Origin of the sequence: Archangium sp. Cb G35, assembly GCF_001896145.1 — a bacterium.
GTDB classification, from domain to species: domain Bacteria; phylum Myxococcota; class Myxococcia; order Myxococcales; family Myxococcaceae; genus Archangium; species Archangium violaceum.
The window spans coordinates 240,331-260,528 of record NZ_MPOI01000015.1 but is presented as its reverse complement, the minus strand read 5'-3'; the positions used below and the strand labels follow the sequence as shown (position 1 = coordinate 260,528).

Sequence of the window (20,198 nt, the reverse complement as noted above, 5' to 3'; positions counted from 1 at the left end):
GACGGCCACTGTGTGGCGAGGCGAAGCGGGAGCCTTGGGAGCGGGCGGAGGGAGACATTACGCATCGGGCATGGACACACCGAAGGTGGCCGTGGTGGTGGGAGTGGGACCGGGGCTGGGTGCGTCGTTGGCGCGCCGCTTCGCGCGAGAGGGCTACGCAGTGGGGCTGGTGGCCCGGAGCGAGTCGAGCCTGCATCCGGTGCGGGAGGCGTTGGAGAAGGAGGGAGGACGCGCGGGCAGCTACCCCGCGGACGCGACGGACGCGGCGTCGCTGAAGTCCGCCTTCGGCCGGCTGCGGGCGGAGCTGGGCGCTCCGGAGGTGTGCATCTACAACGCGGGAACGTACACGGTGGCGGGCGTGCTGGAGCTGACGCCGGAGCAGTTCGAGTCCGGGTGGAGGATCGGCTGCCTGGGAGGATTCCTCACGGCGCGCGAGGTGGTGCCAGCGATGCTGGAGCGTGGGAAGGGGACGCTGCTGTTCACGGGGGCCACGGCGTCGCTGCGAGGCACGGCGCGGTTCGCGGCGTTCGCGGTGGGCAAGTCCGGCCTGCGGGCGCTGGCGCAGTCGCTGGCGCGCGAGCTGGGGCCGCGTGGCATCCATGTGGCCCACGTGGTCATCGACGGGATGATTGGCAATGGGCCGGGCTCGGAGACGAGGCTATCGCCGGACGCCATCGCGGAGACATACTGGCAGCTACACCGTCAGGAGCCGTCCGCGTGGACGCAGGAGATGGACCTGCGCCCCGCGGCGGAGAAGTTCTAGGAGCGCTTCGTCATGTCGAAGAGAGCGCGGGCTTGAGGGCCGAGGAAGCCATCGAAGCCGGACGAGCGCTGGGCGATCTCGAAGTAGGCATAGGGCCAGGTGCGCGTGCGCCCATCGGCGAGCCGGATGGTGACGGGGGCGGCGCTGGTGGCCGTCTGGCGCAGGGCGGTGCCGGGCGCCCCCTCGATGTCGGCCTTCATGGGGACGCCAGCCTCGCGCATGCGGCGCTGCCACACCTCCACGTCATCCACGGAGCCGGTGAAGTGGTTCACCTTGCGGCCGAAGGCGAGCAACCACGCGCCGTACTGGGACTCCTTCTCCAGGGTGAGGAGCGCGGACTCCTCGGGCGGAGGTGGAGCGGAGAACCAATCGGCGAGTGCCTCGATGGAGTCGGGGGCGGGAGGATCCGCCGGGAGCGCGGCGAGGAGGCGCTGGGCCTCGGGCGAGAGCCTGTCGGCGAGGAGTTCGGAGATGAAGACGCGGGGCAGCCCCTCCGGATGGGACATGTAGATGGCGGAGAGGTGGGTATCGGGGAAGGTGTACTCGCCGGCGGGCTTCCAGCCGAAGCGCTCGAAGACGCGGGAGAAGAGCGCAATGCCCCCACCGGGCCGGGCGAGGGAGCGGAGCGCGATGTGGTCATTGCGGAAGCTGCCGCCGGAGAGTTGGGCGAAGGTGCGCGCGTAGGGCACCTCCGCAGCGTAGCGCTCCCACAGCAGGTCCAGAAGTCGGGTGGCGTCAGAGCTCATGACGCCCAGTCATAGCCGGAAGACAGGGGCCTGCCCAGGGCGGGCGCTACCAGCTCAGTGCTTCGGGTGCCTTGCGGAAGAGGGTCCGAAGCGCGGGGTGCATCGAGTGCTGCCTCTGCATCTCCTTCCACACCGTCCGATGCGGTGAGCGCTGGACGGCCTTCTTACGCAGCTCGAGCTGGGCCGTGGGGGCTCTCCGCTCTCTCAGGGAGACATATCGTGAGAGCATGTCCTGGTAGCCAATAAAGGCGGTCTCACGCGCTTTACGAAGGTACTCACGCTTGTTGAGTTGCAGGACGCGCAGTGTGTAGTCAGCCCGTTCGTAGCTCCGCGTGCCTCGCTTCACGCTCGGCCCGAAGTAGAAGGTGTCCCGAAGCTCGAGCACGAGAAATTCCATCGGGTCCTCCGAGCGAGGGTCGATGAGCGCTGGGGACCCCTTCAACGGCTGTCTGCTGGGAAATGCCCCTCGTGGCCCGCCCACATCCACTGGCTTGCGCGCTCGTGGGGTAAATACCGCGAACTGTTCGCTCTTGGGTCCGTTACACCGACCACAAGCGTAGAGATAATTGCGCCAGGCGAACACCTGCTCCGGGTAGAGGTGCTTGGGCCAGATGTGGTCGATCTCGTCCGCGACCGAGTCCTCACAGTACCCACACCGCTGCTCCCCTGAGCACATCTCCGCCAGCGTTCGCCGCACCTCGGCGAAGGTCCTGTTCCTTGCGCTTTTGTGCTGCTCGAAAGCGCGTTTCGCGGCATCAACCCTGGAGGCGTAACTCGAATGCGCATCCACCTCGGCCTGCCACAGTTCGAGTTGGTGCAGCGCGGTGGCGGACAGCGCGATGTCGGGCAACCGAAGCACGCCAAGCCTCACTGGTCCGAATCATGGACTGACATGGAAGCAGTCGGAAGGCTCGCACGAAGAGAGGTCTGCTCCCGACGCTCGGCAGCGCTCAGTCCCTGGCGCATTTCCTTCAGGTTCAGCTTCGCCAGCCGCTGAAGCCGTTGCTTGGATTGTTCCGAGCGCGCGACGTCTTCTCCGAACAGTCCTGTGCCATAGGCATCGAGCACGTTACCGAAAATGAGCCGATCGAGTTCCACACCTGTGACCTGCCGGGCCTCTTCGTCCGTACCGGGCTTGGGGAGCCGCCACACCGTGCCCACCTCCGCGGCCTGGCAGACCAACGGGCTGTGGGTGGTGACGATGAATTGCAGCTTGGGGAAGTGCTCACGGAACCAGAGCCCGAGCTTTCGCTGCCAGGTCGGGTGCAGGTGCGCGTCCACTTCGTCGATGAGCACCACTCCGGGCACATCTACCTTCGTGGGGTCCTTCGGATGGAAGACGCGCTTCGGTCCATAAGTTGCCGCGAGCTGGCGGATGAGCTCGAAGGTCATGCTCAGAATGGAGCGGTAGCCGTCGCTCAAGTCCTCCACCGGCACGCGATAGCCATTGCCGTCCACGAAGAGCACCTCACGAGAGGTGATCTTCTCCAAGCGGGCGTGGTGTGGCAGGAACCCCGGCTGGTTGATGAACTTCCTCAGTGGCTTGAGCAGCGCCCCTTCGGGATCATCTTCAAACGCCTTGAACTGCAACTGCTGAAGCCACCGGAGACCTTCCGTGAGGGCCACACTTTCGTCAAATACCGAGAGGTGCCGGGCAAGCCGGTGATTGGAGGAAAAGAGCTTCTCGTACCTCTCGCTCCCGCCCGAGAAGCGCCTGAAGGGGCCATACGCAGCACTGAACCACCCCTTCCCGGTCTCCCAGATTTCCCCGACCATCTCAATTGGTTTGGTCCCCCGACGGCCCGGCAAGAGCACAGTCACATCCATCTCCTTGGGAAGCGATCGGCCCCTCCTCTTCCCCGCGGAGAACTTGGAGACCTTGTCGAGTCGCCAATCTGGTGCCAGCCCCAACCGCACCTCGCCCATCTGGTCTCCACGTAACCAGCTCGACCAATCCGACTGGAGCGCCAGCGCGTCAGGAGCGCCGACGAAAGCGAGTGAGAGGGAGCGCAGCACCGAGGACTTGCCGGAGCCATTGTCCCCCAGGATGACGTGCCATCCCGGCGCGCTCTTGAGAGGAACCTCCCACGTCAACTCCCGGATGGCGCGGATGTTCTCGATGTGGAATCGCGTCAGGTACATGGCTCGGTCACCGTAACCCCATCCGCGTGCCGGACCAACGACTCAAGTCTCACCGATAGGCGCACGCCGCATCGTCCCACGTGAACGTGCGGGACGAGGACTCACAACCCTCCCCCTCGCCATTCTCGTCGCAGGTCCCCTCGGTGGTGCGCACCACGAGCTTGCGCCACGCCTCCGGCCCTTCTCCCTCCGCCTTCACTGACACGTCCCCCGGAGGACCGAACTCCAACCGGCTCCCCACCGTGAAGAGCTCATCCACGTCACCGCACGCCTCGCCCACCAGCCTCCAGGTGTGCGTCGTGTTGTCGGCGATGCTGGCGGACTCCTTCACGAGCAGGAAGCTCCGGTCTCCAAAGGACAGTGCCTCCTCCAGCGACCACTCCGAGGAACTGCCAAGGTCCCCCTCTCCCACCGGCGGGTTGCAGTCCCCCGACCAGGACTCCTCGTCCACGGCCCGCCCGCCCAACTCCAGCCGCACCACCAGTCGAGACTCGACACACGGCGTCTTTCCCGTATCGAGCGCCCGCGAGTGCACCTCATAGGACAGCCCCTTCACGCCCGCGCGCACGGGGTAGCTGCCCTGATGCACGTGGCCCTTCAACGCCTTGGGCTTCGACAGCACCAGCTTGGGGCAGGCATCGGGCACGCTCGCGCGCACTTCCCTCAGATACACCCCCGGCATCGCCAGGCTGGCCAGGTCCCTCAGGGAACGTGCCCGCTCCACCTCCGGGCAGATTCCCAGCACCGCGATGTGGAACCCCGGCTTGAGACCCGCCATCTCGTCCGACTTGAGCAGCCGCGGGTAGCCCTCCGCTGGCGTCACTCCCGGATGCGCCCCGCGCGTGTACTTCTCGAGCGCCGCCTGCGCCTCCGCCGGTGTCTGTCCCCCTCCGAGAATGATGATGTGGAAGGACGCGGGAGCCCTGGCCTTCGGTTTCGCCTCGGCGGGCAGGACTCCCAGCAGGAGCAGCAGGCAGAGAAAGGAGCGCATACGCCCGAGCATATAAAGGATGCACGGAGCCCGCGTGCGCGCCCTACTTCCCGCGCTTCTGCGACAGCAGCCAGGTGCTCACGGCCGGGTCCAGGTACACGGTGTCGAAGATGTCGTGGCCCAGACCGGACAGCTCCGTGTAGCTCACGGCGGTATGGCCCCCGGCCCTCAGCAGCCCCACGAGCTCGCGGCTCTCGGAGACGGGCACCACGGTGTCCCGCTCTCCGTGCCACATCCACAGCGGCATGCCCTTGAGCTTGCCCACCACCGAGCGATCCGTGTAGCGCCCGGCCACGGCCACCACCGCCGCGAAGCGCTCCGGTTGGCGCGCGGCCAGTTGCAGCACCCCCCGTGCGCCCATCGCCTGGCCCGCGAGGTACACCCGCTTGCGGTCTCCCCCGTACTCCTTGAGGGAACGCTCCAGCGCCTCGAGCACGAAGTCCGCCACGTCCCCCCAGTCCTTGTCGGGCGGACACTGCGGCAGCACCAGCACCGCCGGATAGCGCTCCGGGTGTACCCGCGCCGCCTCCGCCACGCTCTGCGTCCTCGGCTGCAGCCCATCCGTTCCCCGCGAGCCCGCTCCATGCAGCGCGAGGATGACCGGCCACTCCCGCCCCTGGCGGTAACCCGGTGGCAGATACACCGAGTACACGTACTTCTCTCCCCGGAAGGTGAGCGTCTTCTCCACGAACGTGCCGGAAGACCCCGCTGGAGCTGGACCCGCCTCAGGAACCCCCGTCAGCAGCCACGCCACCAGCGCCATCGTCACCGTACCCATGAGCCTCCTCGCATGCCCGCACAGGTCCTGTCCCGGGTCTTGGGAAAGCCTCGAAGGTACCCGTCCGCCAGAGGAGACGGGACGCACTCCGCGCGAACTGACGCCCAAGGGTTGCGTTTCCATCACCTCGGCGCTTGCATCTGACCGCGCAGGTGGGAAACTGCTGGCTGCGCGCGTCCTCGGGGTTTGACCTTGGAGGGGTGACTGACTCCGAGGACGCGCGCAGTCTTTCGCAGCCTCGCTTCCCGTGGCGTGCCTTGGAGGGGTTCCCCCACGGGCGGGCTGGCACGGGCGCACTTACAGGAAAAGGGAAGCGGAACGCCAGTCGCAGGCACGCGAGGGCATGAGTGCCTCATCAGGTCACTCATCAGTTCCGCTCATGGCTATGGGCCAGCCATATTAGCCTACACCATGGCGGTCTGTGCGCCTACCTCTTTGTGACGGCGAGTTCGCAGCGGTTGAGAGGACGAGTCCCAGGCGTGGGACGGCCTCGGACACGGCGCTGCCCTGGCGGTGGGCCTGGGGGAGGTGCCGTGGGTGTCGCTGGCGCTGGCGGGCTCCTTCAGCCTGTATGGGCTGGTGCGCAAGCTGGCGCCGGTGGAGTCCCTCTCGGGGCTGGCGGTGGAGACGGCGCTGGCGGCGCCCGTGGCGCTCGGCGTGCTGCTGCTGGGTGGCTGGGAGCAGCCGGTGTGGGGGAGTACCTCGCGAGACACCCTGCTGCTCATGTTCAGCGGCGTGGCCACCGCGCTGCCACTGCTGTGGTTCGCCCAGGCCGCGCGGCGGCTGCGCTACTCGACGCTGGGCATCATCCAGTACGTGTCACCCACGCTGCAGCTGGCCCTGGCGGTGCTCGTCTACGGCGAGGCCTTCACCTCGCGCCACGCCGTCACCTTCGCCTGCCTCTGGACGGCGGTGGCGCTCTACGCCTTCGACGGACTGTGGGCGGCGCGGGTACCGGCGCCCACTCCGGCCGGCCAGGGCACCTGACGTCAGGCCAGTTTCCGCCCCAACCAGAGCAGCACGATGGCTCCGATGATGGAGCCGAGGTAACCGCTGGGCTGCATCAGGCGCCAGCCGTGCCCCGTGATGAGCGAGCCGAGAAAACCGCCCATGAACGAGCCGGCGATGCCGAGCAGGATGGTCCCGATGATGCCCATCGACTGGCGGCCGGGCATGACGGCGCGGGCGATCAGCCCCGCGATCAGCCCCATGATGATCAACCCAATCAGACCGAACATGCTGTCCTCGTTTGCTCTGGAATGAGACCCCAGTTTGCATGAAGTACGCCTCGGGGCGAACTCCATTGCAACAGACTCTCAGTAACGGGGGTCTACCACCTTGGGATTGCGGCGGACGTACTCGATGGCCCGCGCCCGGTCCAAGCCGCTGTCCACGAGGAACTGCACGGTGACCTGCCCGAGCGACGTGTAGGGAAGGTAGGCCTCGGCGAACGGAACACCCCGCGCGTCCATGTCCCGGACCGAGTCCTCGAGCTCCTGGACGACGGTGGGCAGGGCCTGCTCGAAGGCGCGGCGCAGCGCCGGGTCGCTGGTGGTGCAGAAGGACTCGGCCTCGAACTTCTTGAAGATGCGGGCATTGCGCATCTGGAAGAGGCGCGTCGGGTTGTCGTCCACGATGATGACCCGGCGCAGCGTCTCGTCGAAGACACGCAGGTCCTTGGACGGCTCGCGCACGGGGTTGCCCTTCTTCGGGTCGCTCACGCCCTCGGACTTCTCCTGCAGGACGAGGTAGCTGTTGGTCAGGATGCCGGCGATCGCGGGGTGCTCGGTGAGCGGGACGCCCCCGAGCTTCCAGTTCGCGAGGAGCTCTCGGGTGGGCGCGTCCACGTTGGCGGAGAAGAGGACGATGGCCCCGCCGAGCGCCTGGATGCGCTCGAAGGCCTGCTGCCAGCCGGGGACGAGCTTCACGTAACGGGCGCCCTCCTTCCGGGGAATCGCGAGATCGTGACAGGCCTCGCCCACCTCGGCCGGGTAATACTGGCTGAGCAGCGTCTCATCCAGGTCGAAGACGACGATGAAGCGGGCCTTGCCGAGCGCCTCGGGCTGGAGACGGCTCTCGAGCTCACCTCGGCGGACGCGCTCGAGGGCGGTGTTGAAGGCATCCACCGGCGCGGGGGCGGGCTGGGAGCGGGTGAGATCGCGGTAGTGGTTCTGCAACTCGACGGCCTGGACCCGGGCGAGCTGGAAGCGCTCCATCAAGCGGCTGATGTTGAAGAAGCGGCGCTCCTCCTCGTTCGGGCCCGCGTACTTGTCCACCCAGCCGGGCAGCGCCGGGATGGTGAGCGCATCGAGCTCGGCGCGCGAGGTGATGCCCGTCGTGGACGTGGCAGTGGCGGTGGGCGGAGCCTCGGTCCGCTGGGCGGAAGAGGCCGCCGCACAACCCAGGAGCGGCGCGGTGAGCAACAGGAGCAGCGAGAAGCGGGACATGGGGTCTCCGGAGTCGAAGGTCATGAACTGATCCGACAACCGGATCAGTTGGGAAGGGTTCAGGCCCGGCCGGCCGCCACCTCGCGGAGGCTGGCCTCCACTCCGGCGAGCAGCTCGTCCAGGGCGGCGTCGGGGATGTTGAGCGCGGGGGCCACGTACACCGTGTCCCCCAGGGGGCGCAGGTACAGCCCACGGCGCCGGGCGGCCTCGTACACACGCCAGCCGCCCCGCGCCAGGTAGCCGCCACCGCCCAGGTCCACCGCTCCCACCATGCCGATGGCCCGAGGCTGAGTGACTCCAGGAATCGCCGCCGCCATCCGCTCGAAGGCGGCCTTCACCTTCGGCGCCTTGCGCGCCACCTGCCCCAGCACGTCCTCGTCCCGGTACACCGCGAGCACCTCGCGCGCCACCGCCGCGCCCAGCGGGTTGCCGCAATACGAGTGTCCGTAATACAGCGCCCGCTCGCGCCCCCCGCCGAAGCCCGCGAACACCCGCTCGGTGGCCAGCGTCGCCGCGAAGGGCATCAGCCCTCCGGACAGCGCCTTGGCCAGGCACAGCAGGTCCGGCACCACGCCCGCCAGGTCGCACGCGAAGCGCGCCCCCGTGCGGCCCAGGCCCGTGAAGACCTCGTCGGCGATGAGGAAGGTGTCCACCGCCCGCGTGGCCTCGCGCACCGCCCGGAGGAATTCGGGCGCGTAGATGTGCATGCCCGCCGCGCCTTGAATGACGGGCTCGAGGATGACGGCGGCGATCTCGTCCGGGTGCTCGCGCAGCGTGGCCTCCACCCGGGAGAAGGCGCGCTCCCAGCCCTCTGGCTCCGCGGGGGACGGCACGTGCACCACGTCGAAGAGCAGCGGCCCGAAGATGTCGCGGAACAACTGCACCCCGCCCACGCTCGTCGAGCCGATCGTCTCGCCGTGGAAGGCGCCCGAGAGCGTGATGAAGCGCGTGCGGCGGGGCCGGCCGTTCTGCGCCCAGTGCTGCGCCGCCATCTTGATGGCCACCTCCACCGCCGTGCTCCCGTTGTCCGAGTAGAAGACGCGCGAGAGCCGCTCCCCGGCCGGCAGGTCCGTGCGTCCGGCCCCCGGCGCCAGCGCGGCCAACTCCTGTGCCAGCCGCGCCGCCGGCTCGTGCGTCACGCCCGCGAGCGAGGTGTGCGGGAAGGTACCAGCCTGCTCGGTGAGCGCGCGCACCAGCCTCGGGTGCCGGTGGCCCAGCGTGGACACCCACCACGAGCCGTTGGCGTCCAGGTAGCGCGTCCCGTCCGCGTCGTAGAGGTACGGCCCCTCGGCGCGCACCACCACCAGCGGGTCCGTGCTCGCGATGTACTCGTCCATCGCGGTGTACGGGTGCCACACATACCGCTTGTCCAACGCGACGATGTCCGCGCGCTCCATGCCGGTTGCTCCTCCCGATACGCGGCCCTCCCTATCCCGGGTGTGGCGCTCCCGTCCATGGGACGGTAGAGAGGCGGCATGGGAACGACCTCGAACCGCAAGCCCTCCTCCGTCCCGCTGGCGCGCACCGCGTCCCTGTCGATGGCCCTCCTCGCCCTCTCCGCCTGCTCCGAGCGGCAGGAGAAGCCTCCTACGAGCCCTGGCGCGGCCTCCGTCTTCAAGGACTCTCCCGCTCCAGCGGCGCCCTCGCAGCCGCAGCCGCCGCCCCAGGCCCCCAAGCCCACGGCGCAGCAGCAGGAGGGCAGCGAGCCCCCCGTCAGCGACGCCCGCTCGCCGGAGCAGCTCTTCACCACCCTCGGCTGCACGGCCTGTCATGCACAGGGCCGGGCCTACTCCGCCGTCCTCGCCAACTCCCGCGACAAGGCGCCAGAAGTCGTGGCCATGTGGATCCTCGACCCCCAGAAGGTCAAACCCGGGACGCTGATGCCCAGCTTCACCGGCCGTATCTCCACGGCGGAGGCGCTCGCGCTCGCCCAGTGGATCAAGGCCGGCAATCCCAAATGAAGCAGCCCATCACCGGCTTCCACCTCGACGAGGAGAACCACCAGGTCGCCGACCTGGCGTGTGGCCACCGGCAGCACATGCGCCATGACCCGCCGTGGATGGAACGCCCGTGGATCCTCACGGAAGAGGGCCGGCGCAGCCGTCTGGGCATCGAGCTCGAGTGCAAGCGCTGCGACGAGGCCGCCCTCGCCGTGGCCCAGGCGGTCCGTGAAGCCCTGCTGTCGGCGGCACGGGAGGCCTACGAGGACGGCGGCCTGAGCGGCCTCTGCGCCGAGGGCCGCTGGGACCTCGCACAGGATGCGATGCGCGCGGCGGACCTCACGCCCGCCATCCAGCGTGCGCTCGGCCCGAAGCCCCAGGAGGGCTGAAACGACACACCCCGGGCCGTGGCCTGCCGCGCCACGGCACCGGGGTGGTGTTCACCGCTTCAACGGAACTACCGGCTGGCCTCGGCGTCCTCGGCCTGCAGGGCGACGGACGTGGTGCCCTTGGCCAGCTCGGCCATGTAGGCGGCGGCGAGCTTGACGAACTTCACCGAGTTGGTCGCCGTGCCGGCCGTCTGCGCGAGCGTGTCGCTCGTGGTGTGGATGGCCGGGTTGTCCTGGCCCATCAGCGCCTCGAAGGGGATGGAGGCAGCGAAGCCCTGGTTGTGCCACGAGGCGTGGTCCGAGCAGCCGTAACCGCACCGGGTGGTCGTCGAGGTCACGCCCGGCAGGTACCGGGTGATGAGGTTGCGGATGAAGGTGTTCTGCGCGGCGTTGGTGTAGTCGGACACCATGACGATGTCGTAGCTGGAGCCGCGGTAGTTGATCATGTCCAGCTGCAGCACGCCCACCACGTTGACGCCGGTGCTCTTGTGGTTGGCGGCGATCGCCCCCGAGCCCCTCAGGCCAATCTCCTCGGCGGCGTAGGCCATGAGCTTCACCGTGCGCGCCGGCTTGTAGCCCTTGGCCACCGCCACGCGGAGGACCTCGGTGAGCGCGGCCACGCCCGAGGCGTCATCATCCGCGCCGGGCGCCGCGTAGGACGAGCCACTGCCGTTGATGGAGTCCAGGTGCGCGCCGAGCACCACCACCTCGTTGGGCAGCGAGGTGCCCCGGATGGTGACGATGACGGACGGCTGGGGCGAGGTGGTGGTCGGGTGCACGAAGTTGGCCACCGTGATGTCCGTGCGCCCGCCGGCCAGCGTCGTCCAGCGGTTCTTCAGCCACGTGGCCGCGTCGATGCCCGACTGCAGGTTGTAGCGGCGCGACGTCCAGCTCGTCGACAGCGTGCTGATGGTGCTGCGGATGTTCGTCTCCGCCACCGCCGACATCAGCGAGTTGGCCGCCGTGCCGTTGTCGATGGTGTAGCTGATCGCCAGGGGCTGTACCGTGATGCTCCGCTCCACCGCCGCCAGCGCCTGCTCCTCGGTCTCATGGGAGATGAAGCCCGCGCACCGGTTGAGCCGGTCGTGCATCACCTTGGACAGCTTCTCCAGCTGCGACTCGCGCACGCGCAGCACCGCCACGCCGTCCTTCTCGCGCGCCACCTCGGCGAACTCCGGCTCCTGCCCCTTGAACGACGCCCGCGCCGACTCCAGCGCGTCCGTACCGATGGAGATCCACACCTCCTTGTCCTTGTCCTTCGCGGGGGCCTCCGCGAACGCGGGCGTGGCACACACCAACATCAAGGCAACCGCACCGAACTTCGTCGTCCTCATGTGTTGCTCCTCGGTAAGGGGTGCTTCTTCAGGAATGGTTTCCACCGGCCGGGCTTTTCCCGAACCCCGGGGAAGCCGGGCTTATCCATCCGAAAAGGGGTGAATCCAATTCCCACATCTCGTGAAAAAACCCACGATGTAGGATTTTGAACGATTCAAACCCCTATGTAAGCACCCCGCCCGGAGAGGCTCAGGCGGTCTCGAGGAGCTGCGCGACAGAGGAGGGGCCGTCCACCGGCAGCTCCAGGACGAAGCTCGAGCCCCGCCCGCGCCCCTCGCTGGCCGCGACAAGGGAGCCCCCCATCTCCCGGGCGGTGTTGGCCGCCCAGTGCAGCCCGTAGCCCAGGCTCCCCTGGCGCGTGGTGAAGCCGAACTGGAAGACGCGCTGCAGGTCCTCCGCCGAGATGCCCACGCCGTTGTCGCGCACCACCAGCAGGAAGCGCCCCGTCCCACAGGTGCGCGCCTCGATGCGCAGGCACCTGTCCTCCCGCCCCGCCTCCTGCAGCGCCTGCTTCGCGTTGCTGATGAGGTTGACCAGGATGTGCAGCGCCTTGTGCCGCTCGAGCGAGACGACGGGCAGCCGCGCCAGGTCCCGCTCGATGCGCACCTGGTGCTGGGCCAGCGAGGACTGCTGCATGCGGAGCGCGTCCTCGATGAGCGCCGCCACGTCCACCGGCTCCACGAGCCGCGGGCCATGGGCGTACGCCTGCTGCGCTTGAATGGTCGCGCCAATCTGCTCGAGGTTGGCCTTCATCGACCGCAAATCGTCGCGCATGAGGTCGCCGTCGCGCCGCAACCGGTCCCCCAGCTTGTCGAGGTACTCGGGGAGCAGCCGCAACCGGGGGTCGGCCTCGGGCGAGGCGCAACGTTGCTCGCGCTCCATCAGCAACCGGGCGCTCTTCTTCAACTGGTCCACGGGCAGGTGGGCCACGTCGTGGGACAGGCTCTCGGTGGTCACCACGAGCGAGTTGAGCGAGTTGCCGATGTTGTGCAGCACCCCGCTGGCGATCTCCGCCATGCCCGCGCGGTGGGCCATGTCCACGAGCTGCTTGTGGGCCGTCTCCAGCTCGCTGGTGCGCTCCCGGACGCGCTGCTCCAGGCTGCCGTAGAGCGCCACGTTCTCCAGCGAGAGCGCGAGCTGGGCGGCCAGCAGCGTGAGGATCTGCAGGTGCCGGGAGGTGAAGACACCCGGGGCCAGGTTGTTCTCCAGGTAGACGACGAGCAGGAGCCGGCCCTGGTGGAAGAGGGGCATCGACAGGGCGGAGCGGGCCGACCGGCGGTGGACGTAGGGGTCGTCGCACAGGAAGTCGTCGCGCGACAGGTCCTGCACCAGCATGGGCTGCTGCGCCCGGATGGAGAGGCGCACGAGCGAGGCCGGCACGTGCTCGGCGCCCACGGGCGTGCCTGGCGCGTAACGGTGGGTCTCCCGCGTGGGAGCGGTGTGCTCCATCACCAGGGAGAGGTGCTGCCGGTCCTCCCGGAGCAGGACACAGCGCTGGGCACCGGCGTTCTCGCAGAGGATGACCACCACCCGCTCCAGGAGCCGGTCCAGGTTCATCTCCGAGAAGAACACCCGCGAGGCCGCCAGGACGCTCTGGAGATCCAACAGGGCCAGGTCCGTGCGGGTCTCGCCCGAGGCGTGGGGTTCGTGGCCTCCGGGGGCATGGGAGGGCAGGCCCTGCTCGGCATAGCGGGCGGTGAGGTGGCGCAGCAGGGCGTGCGCTCCCCAGCGCGCACAGGCCTCATAGGCATCGTGCAGGTGCGGCCTCGCGCGGTGCCCCAGCCCCCACTCGAGGAAGAACCGGGCGGCCAGCTCGTGGGCGAGCGCCTCGTCGTTGGAGTAGTCGTGCTCCCGGGCGAGCGCGATGGCCCGGTCGTAGTGCTCCAGGGCCTCGGCGCGCGCGCCGCGCACCCGGCAACGCTCGGCCTCCACGAGGTGGAAGGAGTGGAGGAAGTTCATGGGCGCCGAGCGGGCCCAGCGCTCCATGCGCCGCTGGTTGGCGGCGACCCGCTCCAATGCCGTGCTCCGTGCCGCCTCGTCCAGCTCGGGCAGCAGGGCCAGCCGAGCCAGGGAGTCGAAGAAGAAGTAGCGCGGCACGAGGAGCTGGGCCGCCACCGCCGGCAGGAAGGGCTCGGCCGCGTCGGCGCTCTCCACCGCCAGCCGGTACTGCCCGAAGAGGTAGGCCAGCATCAGCTTGTTCACGTACGCGATGCAGGCCGCCGTCCCGTCCTTGTCCTCCAGGTAGCGCGGGAGCTGCTCGTCCTCGTTCCAGGCCCGCCCCATCAGGCGCCAGGGTGTGTCCCCCTCCCCCGCGAGGTTCAGCACCGCCTGCTGGTACACCGCGTACTGCCGGAGCGTCACGGCGCGATGATGGTGCACGAGGACCTCGCGGTACTCGTCCATCTCCCCGGTGAGGGCACCGAGCGGCCGCCCCAGGAGGTACGAGTGGTGGCAGTAGAAATCCGCCGCCCACCCCATGAATTCGAGGTCCCCCGTCTCCAGCCCGCTGGCGTACGCGTCCAGCAGGGGCTTCAACGTCTCCCGCACGTGATGCTTCCAGTGGATCGTCTTGGCGTTGACCACGTAGAGCGTCTTCGCGCGGGGCTCCCGGGCGTCGAAGCGTTCGAGGATCTTCAACGCCAGCTGGCCGGCCTGGTAGCCCGCGTCGAGCTGGTCGAACACCCCGCAGAGGATGAGCCCGAACATCGCGAAGGTGGAGGCCGCGATGGGCGCCACGCCATGCCGCATGGTCAGCACCACCGTGCGGAAGACGAGCAGCGGCAACAGCTCGGGCCGCGTCTGGTAGGCGGGCGGTGCCAGCAGGGTCAGGAGCCGCACCGCCGCGAGCAGCCCGGCATCCGTCATCTCGGGCAGGGAGAGGAAGCGCTCCGGCGGACCTTCACCTACCGCCGCACGCACCTCGTCGAGCGCCCGTTGGACATCCTCGGATTGGGGCGCCGCCGGGAACTCCACCCCCAGCTCCTTCAGCACCCGCAGCCCGGTCTCCAGTGCGTAGGCGAGCCGCTCCTGGGCCACCGCCGTCTGGATGCGGATTTCATGCACGCGCACCCGGTCCAGCACCGATTGCGCGTGGGACAGCACGGCGTCCACCAGTTCCTCCTGGCGGGAGAAGTGCTTGCTGAGCCACGCGGCGCTCGCCGCCTCCTCGTGAAGGGCGAGCGTCAGCGCGTAGTCCGTCCGCCAGCTCTCCGTCACCAGGAGGGACAGGCCCGCCTCCAGGTACTCGCGGGCCACGTCATACGCGGTGGATGCCAGGGCCCTCCTGCCGGCCCGCAGGTTCAGCCGGGCCAGCTCGCACCGCTCCGCCGTGTCCACCAGCAGCCCCCGGGCGAGGTTCAGGTGGTTCACGATGTCGAAGAGCTGCTCCTCCTGCTCCTGCGCGGAGGCCGTCTCGAGCAGCCGCCGGCCGATCTCCAGGTGGGTCCGCTGCCGCTCCGCCTCCGGGATGAGCGAGTAGGCCGCCTGCCGCACCCGGTCATGGAGGAAGCGGTAGCGCGCCACGCGAGGCTCCACGCCGGCCGCCTCCAGGTCCAGGGGCTCCTGGAAGAACTTGTAGACCTCCGACGTGGGGAGGACGTACCCCTCCAGCAGCGCGTGCCACAGCGCCACGGCCGTCTCCGGCTCGGAGTACCCATGCACCCGGGAGAGCGTCGCCAGGTCGAAGCGGGTGCCAATGCACGAGGCGAGCTCGAGCACCTTCCGCGTCTCCTCCGGCAGGCGCTGGAGCTGGCCGGCGAGGAACTCCACCACGTCCGAGGACACGGACAACGCGCGCACCTGCGCGAGGTCGCACTGCCACATGTGCGCCGTGGCGTCGTAGCTCACCAGGCCCTGCTGGAAGAGGAGCTTGAGGTACTGGGAGGTGAAGAAGGGGTTGCCCAGGGTCTTCTGGTAGAGGAGCTCCGACAGGGGCCGGGCCCGCTCCAGCGAGCACGAGAGCGTCTCCGCCACCAGCTCGTTCACCGCCGGCTCCGGCAACGGCCCCAGCGCCATCGACTGGACGGGCACACCGGCCTGGCGGATCTCCTCCAACGTCTGCGAGAGGGGATGGGCCGGCGTCACCTCGTTGTCCCGGTAGGCGCCAATCACCAGCAGCCGCGCGGTGCCTGGCTCGGTGGCCAGCAGGTGCAGCATCTTGAGCGAGGCCGAGTCCGCCCACTGCAGGTCATCGAGGAACACCACGAGCGGGTGCTCCTCCGTCGCGAACACGCGGAAGAGCCGGAGGAAGAGCCGGTGGAAGCGCTGCTGCGCGGCGGCGGGCGCCAGCTCCTCCACCTCGGGCTGGGGGCCGAGGATGCACTCCAGCTCCGGCAGCACGTCCACCATCACCCGCCCCTCTCCGTCCAGGGCCTCCAGCAGCCGCTGCTTCCAGTCGTCGAGCCGCTCTCCGTTCTCCGAGTGGAGCTGCCGCGCCAGGCTGGAGAGCGCCTGCACCAGGGCCGAGTACGGGATGCTCCGCCCGAGCTGATCGAACTTGCCCGAGACGAAGAAGCCCCGGGAGCGGACGACGGGCTTGTGGAGCTCCTGCACCACGGCCGTCTTGCCGCTGCCCGAGGAGCCCGCCACCAGCAACAGCTCCATGTGTCCCTGGCACACCCGGTCGAACGCCTGGAGCAGCGTGCGGACCTCCTCGTGCCGGCCGTAGAGCTTCTCCGGAAGGAGGAAACGGTCGGAGACGTCGCGCCGCGCCAGCTCGAAGGATGGAACGCTCCCGTGCTCGCGCAGGGCCTCGAGGCAGGTGCGCAGGTCGTACCGCAGCCCGTACGCGCTCGCGTAACGCTCCTCGGCCGTCTTGGCCATGAGCTTGAGCACGATGCGCTCGAGCATCTCGGGGATGGCGGGGTTGAGCTCGCGCGGCGGGAGCGGCGGACGCGCCAGGTGGGAGTGGGCGAGCTCCAGCGGGTGGGTGGCCTGGAAGGGAAGCTGGCCCGTGAGCAGCTCGTAGAGCGTCACGCCGAGCGAGTAGAAGTCCGTGCGGTAGTCGATGCCCCGGTTCATCCGTCCGGTCTGCTCCGGAGACATATAGGCCGGCGTGCCCTCGAGGAGCGCCGGGCTGTCGAGAAACTGGGCCTCCCGGGGCAGCCGCGAGGCGATGCTGAAGTCCGTCAGCTGGATGTCGCGCGTCTCGGGGTGGATGAGGATGTTGTGGGGCTTGAGGTCCTTGTGGATGACCCGGTGCTGGTAGAGCCCCTCCAGCGTCCCGGCCAGGGAGATGCCGATCTCCAGCACCTGCCGCACGGTGAGGGGGTGGCTCTCGCGGTAGTCCTCGAGCGACACGTATCCACCATCCGCCATGATGATGGCGAAGCCGTTGTGACAGCGCTCGAGCGCCAGGGGTGAGAGGACGCCCGGGAGTTGGAGACTTCGCGCGATGGTGTACTGGTTGCGGAACTGGAGCAGCTCGGAGAACGAGGGCCGCTCCGCGCGCAGCAGCTTGAGGATGACGGGGGCGTCGTCTCGCAGCCGGCGGCCCCGGTAGAGCAGGGACCTCGCGCTCGCGTGGAGCAGCCCACCCACCCGATATCCGGGAACGGAGGGGACGAGTGACGGGGGTGGTGCGCCATCGGAGGGCTGCTTCATGGCGGGATTGTCTATTGAATTCCCCCGGGTGCGGCCATCCGTTTCCACACTCCGTGCGCTCCCCTGCTCTCCAAGTAAGGTTCCACGGCGAGCGTTCCGTGACCGCGTTAGAAGGAGTCCTCGTGGCCGCCGACCTCCGCCTCCGAATCCTCGAGTCCATCACCGACGTCCCCGCCGATGCCTGGGACGCCCTCGCCGGGCCCGATGCGCCGCCCTTCATCCGCCATGCGTGGCTGACCGCCATGGAGGAGAGTGGCAGCGCCCGGCTGGAGACCGGCTGGGAGCCCCAGCACCTGACGCTCTGGCGTGGAAAACGGCTGGCCGCCGCCTCGCCCGCCTACCGCAAGCACCACAGCATGGGCGAGTACATCTACGACTTCAATTGGGCCGGTGCCGCCGAGCGGCTCGGCATCGAGTACTACCCGAAGCTCGTCGTCGGTGCTCCGCTCTCCCCCGCGACGAGCCCGCGCTTCCTCATCGCCGCCGGGGAGGACGTGGCCACGCTGCGGCTCGCGCTCATCCAGGCGGCCATCGAGAGCGCTCGGGAAGGAGGCTGCTCCTCCGTCCACTTCCTCTATCCGCAAGAGGACGAGGCGGAGCTGCTCGAGGAGCAGGGACTGGCTCGCCGCATCACGCTGCAGTTCCACTGGAAGAACCCGGGCTATCGCGGCTACGACGACTACCTGGCGCGGTTCGACTCCAAGCGCCGCTCGCAGCTCAAGCGCGAGCGCGGGGCCGCCGCCCAGCAGGGCATCACCATCCGCACGGTGCGAGGCCAGGAGCTGGGCCTCGAGCACGCCCGGCGCGCCTATGGCTTCTACGAGGCCACGTGCGAGAGCCGGGGGCCGTGGGGCCAGGTGCAGCTCAACGAGGACTTCTTCGTGCGCGCCTTCCGCTCGCTGCCGGACACGGTGGAGCTGGTGCAGGCGGAGAGCAAGGGGAAGGTGATCGCCGGGGCGTTCAACCTCGTCACGCCCGAGCGCCTCTACGGACGGTATTGGGGATGCCACGAGGAGCACCCGTTCCTGCACTTCCACGTGTGCCTGTACCACTCGGTGGACGAGTGCATCCAGGCGGGGCGCAAGGTTTTCGAGCCGGGCGCGGGTGGCGAGCACAAGATTGCCCGGGGCTTCGAGCCCACGGCGGTGCACAGCGCGCATCTCATCTTCGACGAGACGTTGGACAAGGCAGTGCGCGACTTCCTGCGCCGGGAGCACGCGCACCTGAGGCCCGCGGTCGAGCAGGCCGAGCAGCTCGCCGGCCTCAAGCCGTGGCCCTTGGGACGAGCCACGGGCTGAATATCCCCTCTCCCGCCGGGAGAGGGGAGGAAGAGAATCAGTAACGCACGTCCAGGCTCGGCAGCAGCAGCTTCGCCTCGCCGTGCGTCTGGAACGACTGCTTCAGGTCCAGGTGCACCACCGCGCGGCCACGCTCACTCAAGTACGCCAGCGGCGCCTCGAAGCGCAGCGGCGCCACCCGCGTGTCGATGACCCCACCGCCCGAGCCTTCCTCATACCCGCCGAAGTCGTCGAACGTCACCTCCACCTTCACCCGCTCCACGCCCTCGGGCACGAGGAAGAAGCCCACCAGGTGCGCCTGCTCCGCCTGCGTGAGTTCCATCGGAAAACGGGACTTGAGGCGCACCGGCAGGGCCTCGCCCTCCACGGTGGTGACCGAGATACGGCGCACCTGAACCAGCGCCGAGTCATATCCGGGGTTGTTCACCCCCTTGAGGCGCAGCTCGAAGCGCTGGCCCTGAGCGTCCGAGGGGAAATCCTGACCCGGGCCCGTCGTCTCCGTCCGGGACGCGCCACCGCAGCCCCCGAGCCCGAGCGCCACCGCGCCCAACACCGACAGCATCCGCTTCTTCATGGTGAATATTCTCCTGGAAGGTGTGAGAAAGCAGTGGCCCTACCGGCGGCCCGGCTCCACCGGGTCCACGGCGATGCTGGCCGCGTGAGCCGGCGTGGCGCGCCCCGCGTCGAAGCCCCCGGGCAGCGGCTTGCCGAGCCCCGCGTCATTGTGGCGGCCCAGCTCCCGCACCAGCCGCTCCAGCCCCGTCTCCCCCGAGGCGCCCCGCAGGGTGCTCAGGGCCTCGTCCAGCGCCCGGCCCCGCTTCTCACTGGCGCCGAAGAGCCGCTCATTACACGTGGCCACCAGTGCCTCGCGTGCCAGCTCGAAGCGGAGCACATCCGTCTCGGTGCGCACCCCGCCGTTGCGGTCCAGGCCGGGGCTCGCCCACAACAGGCCCAGCGCCTGCTCCAGCGACTCCACCCGCGCCACGCCCAGCTCCAGTCCTCCCCCCGCGAGGCACTGCCCCAGCGCCTGCTCGTGCACCTTGAAGAAGCCCGCGTTGCGCGAGGGCCCCGGCGCCACCGGGCTCGGCGTCTCCACGCAGTGCGGATCATCCGGCGGACACGTCAGCTCGCAGTCCACGAAGGGCTCGCAGCAGGTGACGCGCGCGGCGCACTGCGTCTCGCCCAGAGCCCACTTCACCCGGAGCGCGCTGTCGAAGCTGTCATCCACCCGCCCATCACTGGCCGCCAGCGCCTGGCAGGCCTCGGGCGTGTCCAGCTTCAGCTCGAAGGTGGCGTCGCGCGACTCCCCCACCCCCACCGCCATGGGCGTGGGGAACGGGGTCCCGAAACCGTAGCGCGCCAGCAGCGGATCCTCCACGAAGTCCGCCACCGACTCCCCCGTGGGGTGGACGTTCCTCAGCTTGTAGTGGAAGCGCAGCGTGGCTGGAAACTTCGTCACCCGGGGCGCCACACCCGGGGTCTGCCCCTCGCCCATCACCTGGACGCGCTTGTCACAAGTGAACTCGTGAGCACTCGCCGCCCCCGCTCCCGCCAGCACCACGGCCATGGCCGCGGCCTTCCATCCCCTCTGCATGTCGCTCCTCCAGGTGTGGACCCGAGCGCCCTGCCTGCTCGTCGCTCCACTCCCATTCACGACCCATACCGGGCACCCGCCACCCCACTTCGTCCACCGGAAGTCGCTCCGTGGGTACAGCGTGCGACAGGGGTGCCTGCCTGCCTGCCCGGGGTTGGGAAGCGGTGCGCCATG

General features: G+C 69.1%; 17 protein-coding genes. 5 read left to right on the top strand and 12 right to left on the bottom strand.

The features are described from left to right. The first annotated feature begins 70 nt into the window (after nt 1–70). On the top strand, nt 71–763 hold the full coding sequence (locus BO221_RS39950; protein WP_073566169.1) for an SDR family NAD(P)-dependent oxidoreductase: 693 nt from the start codon (nt 71–73) through the stop codon (nt 761–763). Here BO221_RS39950 and BO221_RS39945 read toward each other — a convergent pair. Genes BO221_RS39945 through BO221_RS39925 form a run of 5 tightly spaced genes read right to left on the bottom strand, consistent with a single transcriptional unit; the run spans nt 760 to nt 5,420 of the window. Beyond that, entirely contained in the window at nt 760–1,509 is a 750-nt protein-coding gene (locus tag BO221_RS39945) for a DUF1338 domain-containing protein (protein ID WP_073566168.1), read from the bottom strand. The genes BO221_RS39950 and BO221_RS39945 overlap by 4 nt on opposite strands. Before the next feature lie 46 nt (nt 1,510–1,555). Further along, on the bottom strand, nt 1,556–2,368 hold the full coding sequence (locus BO221_RS39940) for a hypothetical protein (RefSeq protein ID WP_073566167.1): 813 nt from the start codon (nt 2,366–2,368) through the stop codon (nt 1,556–1,558). An 8-nt stretch (nt 2,369–2,376) separates the two neighbouring features. Continuing rightward, nucleotides 2,377–3,651, bottom strand: a complete 1,275-nt coding sequence (locus BO221_RS39935; protein WP_073566166.1) for an AAA family ATPase — start codon at nt 3,649–3,651, stop codon at nt 2,377–2,379. 49 nt (nt 3,652–3,700) lie between these two features. Then, nucleotides 3,701–4,642 carry a hypothetical protein gene (locus tag BO221_RS39930; protein ID WP_143195962.1) on the bottom strand — a complete coding sequence of 314 codons (942 nt, stop codon included), beginning with the start codon at nt 4,640–4,642 and terminating at the stop codon, nt 3,701–3,703. Nucleotides 4,643–4,685: 43 nt separating this feature from the next. Further along, nucleotides 4,686–5,420, bottom strand: a complete 735-nt coding sequence (locus BO221_RS39925) for an alpha/beta hydrolase-fold protein (protein ID WP_073566164.1) — start codon at nt 5,418–5,420, stop codon at nt 4,686–4,688. Between the two features lie 537 nt (nt 5,421–5,957). On the opposite strand from BO221_RS39925, the gene BO221_RS39920 reads away from it, so the two are divergent. Further along, the gene (locus tag BO221_RS39920; protein ID WP_143195961.1) at nt 5,958–6,407 is read left to right on the top strand and encodes an EamA family transporter; all 450 of its coding nucleotides are present in this window, start codon (nt 5,958–5,960) and stop codon (nt 6,405–6,407) included. Nucleotides 6,408–6,409: 2 nt separating this feature from the next. Here BO221_RS39920 and BO221_RS39915 read toward each other — a convergent pair whose 3' ends face one another. From BO221_RS39915 to bioA, 3 genes are all read right to left on the bottom strand, one after another. Then, complete coding sequence (locus tag BO221_RS39915) at nt 6,410–6,658, bottom strand: GlsB/YeaQ/YmgE family stress response membrane protein (RefSeq protein WP_198956282.1); 249 nt, start codon at nt 6,656–6,658, stop codon at nt 6,410–6,412. A 78-nt stretch (nt 6,659–6,736) separates the two neighbouring features. Next, nucleotides 6,737–7,891 (bottom strand): NIF family HAD-type phosphatase, encoded by a 1,155-nt coding sequence (locus BO221_RS39910; RefSeq protein WP_143195960.1) that lies wholly within the window; start codon nt 7,889–7,891, stop codon nt 6,737–6,739. A gap of 35 nt (nt 7,892–7,926) precedes the next feature. Then, nucleotides 7,927–9,264, bottom strand: coding sequence for an adenosylmethionine--8-amino-7-oxononanoate transaminase (gene bioA / locus BO221_RS39905; protein WP_073566161.1), 1,338 nt, complete (start codon nt 9,262–9,264; stop codon nt 7,927–7,929). Between the two features lie 78 nt (nt 9,265–9,342). Here bioA and BO221_RS39900 point away from each other — a divergent pair, with 78 nt between their 5' ends. Together BO221_RS39900 and BO221_RS53090 are read left to right on the top strand one after the other, a co-directional pair. Beyond that, on the top strand, nt 9,343–9,828 hold the full coding sequence (locus BO221_RS39900; RefSeq protein WP_073566160.1) for a cytochrome c: 486 nt from the start codon (nt 9,343–9,345) through the stop codon (nt 9,826–9,828). Next, nucleotides 9,825–10,196, top strand: coding sequence for a DUF3565 domain-containing protein (locus tag BO221_RS53090; protein WP_083682150.1), 372 nt, complete (start codon nt 9,825–9,827; stop codon nt 10,194–10,196). Before BO221_RS39900 ends, BO221_RS53090 begins: the two co-directional genes overlap by 4 nt. A gap of 68 nt (nt 10,197–10,264) precedes the next feature. On the opposite strand, the gene BO221_RS39890 is transcribed toward BO221_RS53090, so the two are convergent. Then, nucleotides 10,265–11,530, bottom strand: coding sequence for a M20/M25/M40 family metallo-hydrolase (locus tag BO221_RS39890; protein WP_073566159.1), 1,266 nt, complete (start codon nt 11,528–11,530; stop codon nt 10,265–10,267). A gap of 190 nt (nt 11,531–11,720) precedes the next feature. Then, the gene (locus BO221_RS57470; RefSeq protein WP_073566158.1) at nt 11,721–17,132 is read right to left on the bottom strand and encodes an AAA family ATPase; all 5,412 of its coding nucleotides are present in this window, start codon (nt 17,130–17,132) and stop codon (nt 11,721–11,723) included. 122 nt (nt 17,133–17,254) lie between these two features. Here BO221_RS57470 and BO221_RS39880 point away from each other — a divergent pair, with 122 nt between their 5' ends. After that, nucleotides 17,255–18,430, top strand: coding sequence for a GNAT family N-acetyltransferase (locus BO221_RS39880; RefSeq protein WP_073566157.1), 1,176 nt, complete (start codon nt 17,255–17,257; stop codon nt 18,428–18,430). A 37-nt stretch (nt 18,431–18,467) separates the two neighbouring features. Here the strand turns inward: BO221_RS39880 and BO221_RS39875 are convergent, their stop codons facing one another. Further along, a complete protein-coding gene (locus BO221_RS39875; protein WP_073566156.1) occupies nt 18,468–19,004 on the bottom strand; it encodes a hypothetical protein in 537 nt (178 codons plus the stop codon). 39 nt (nt 19,005–19,043) lie between these two features. Next, nucleotides 19,044–20,024, bottom strand: a complete 981-nt coding sequence (locus BO221_RS39870; RefSeq protein ID WP_073566155.1) for a hypothetical protein — start codon at nt 20,022–20,024, stop codon at nt 19,044–19,046. Nucleotides 20,025–20,198: the final 174 nt, after the last annotated feature.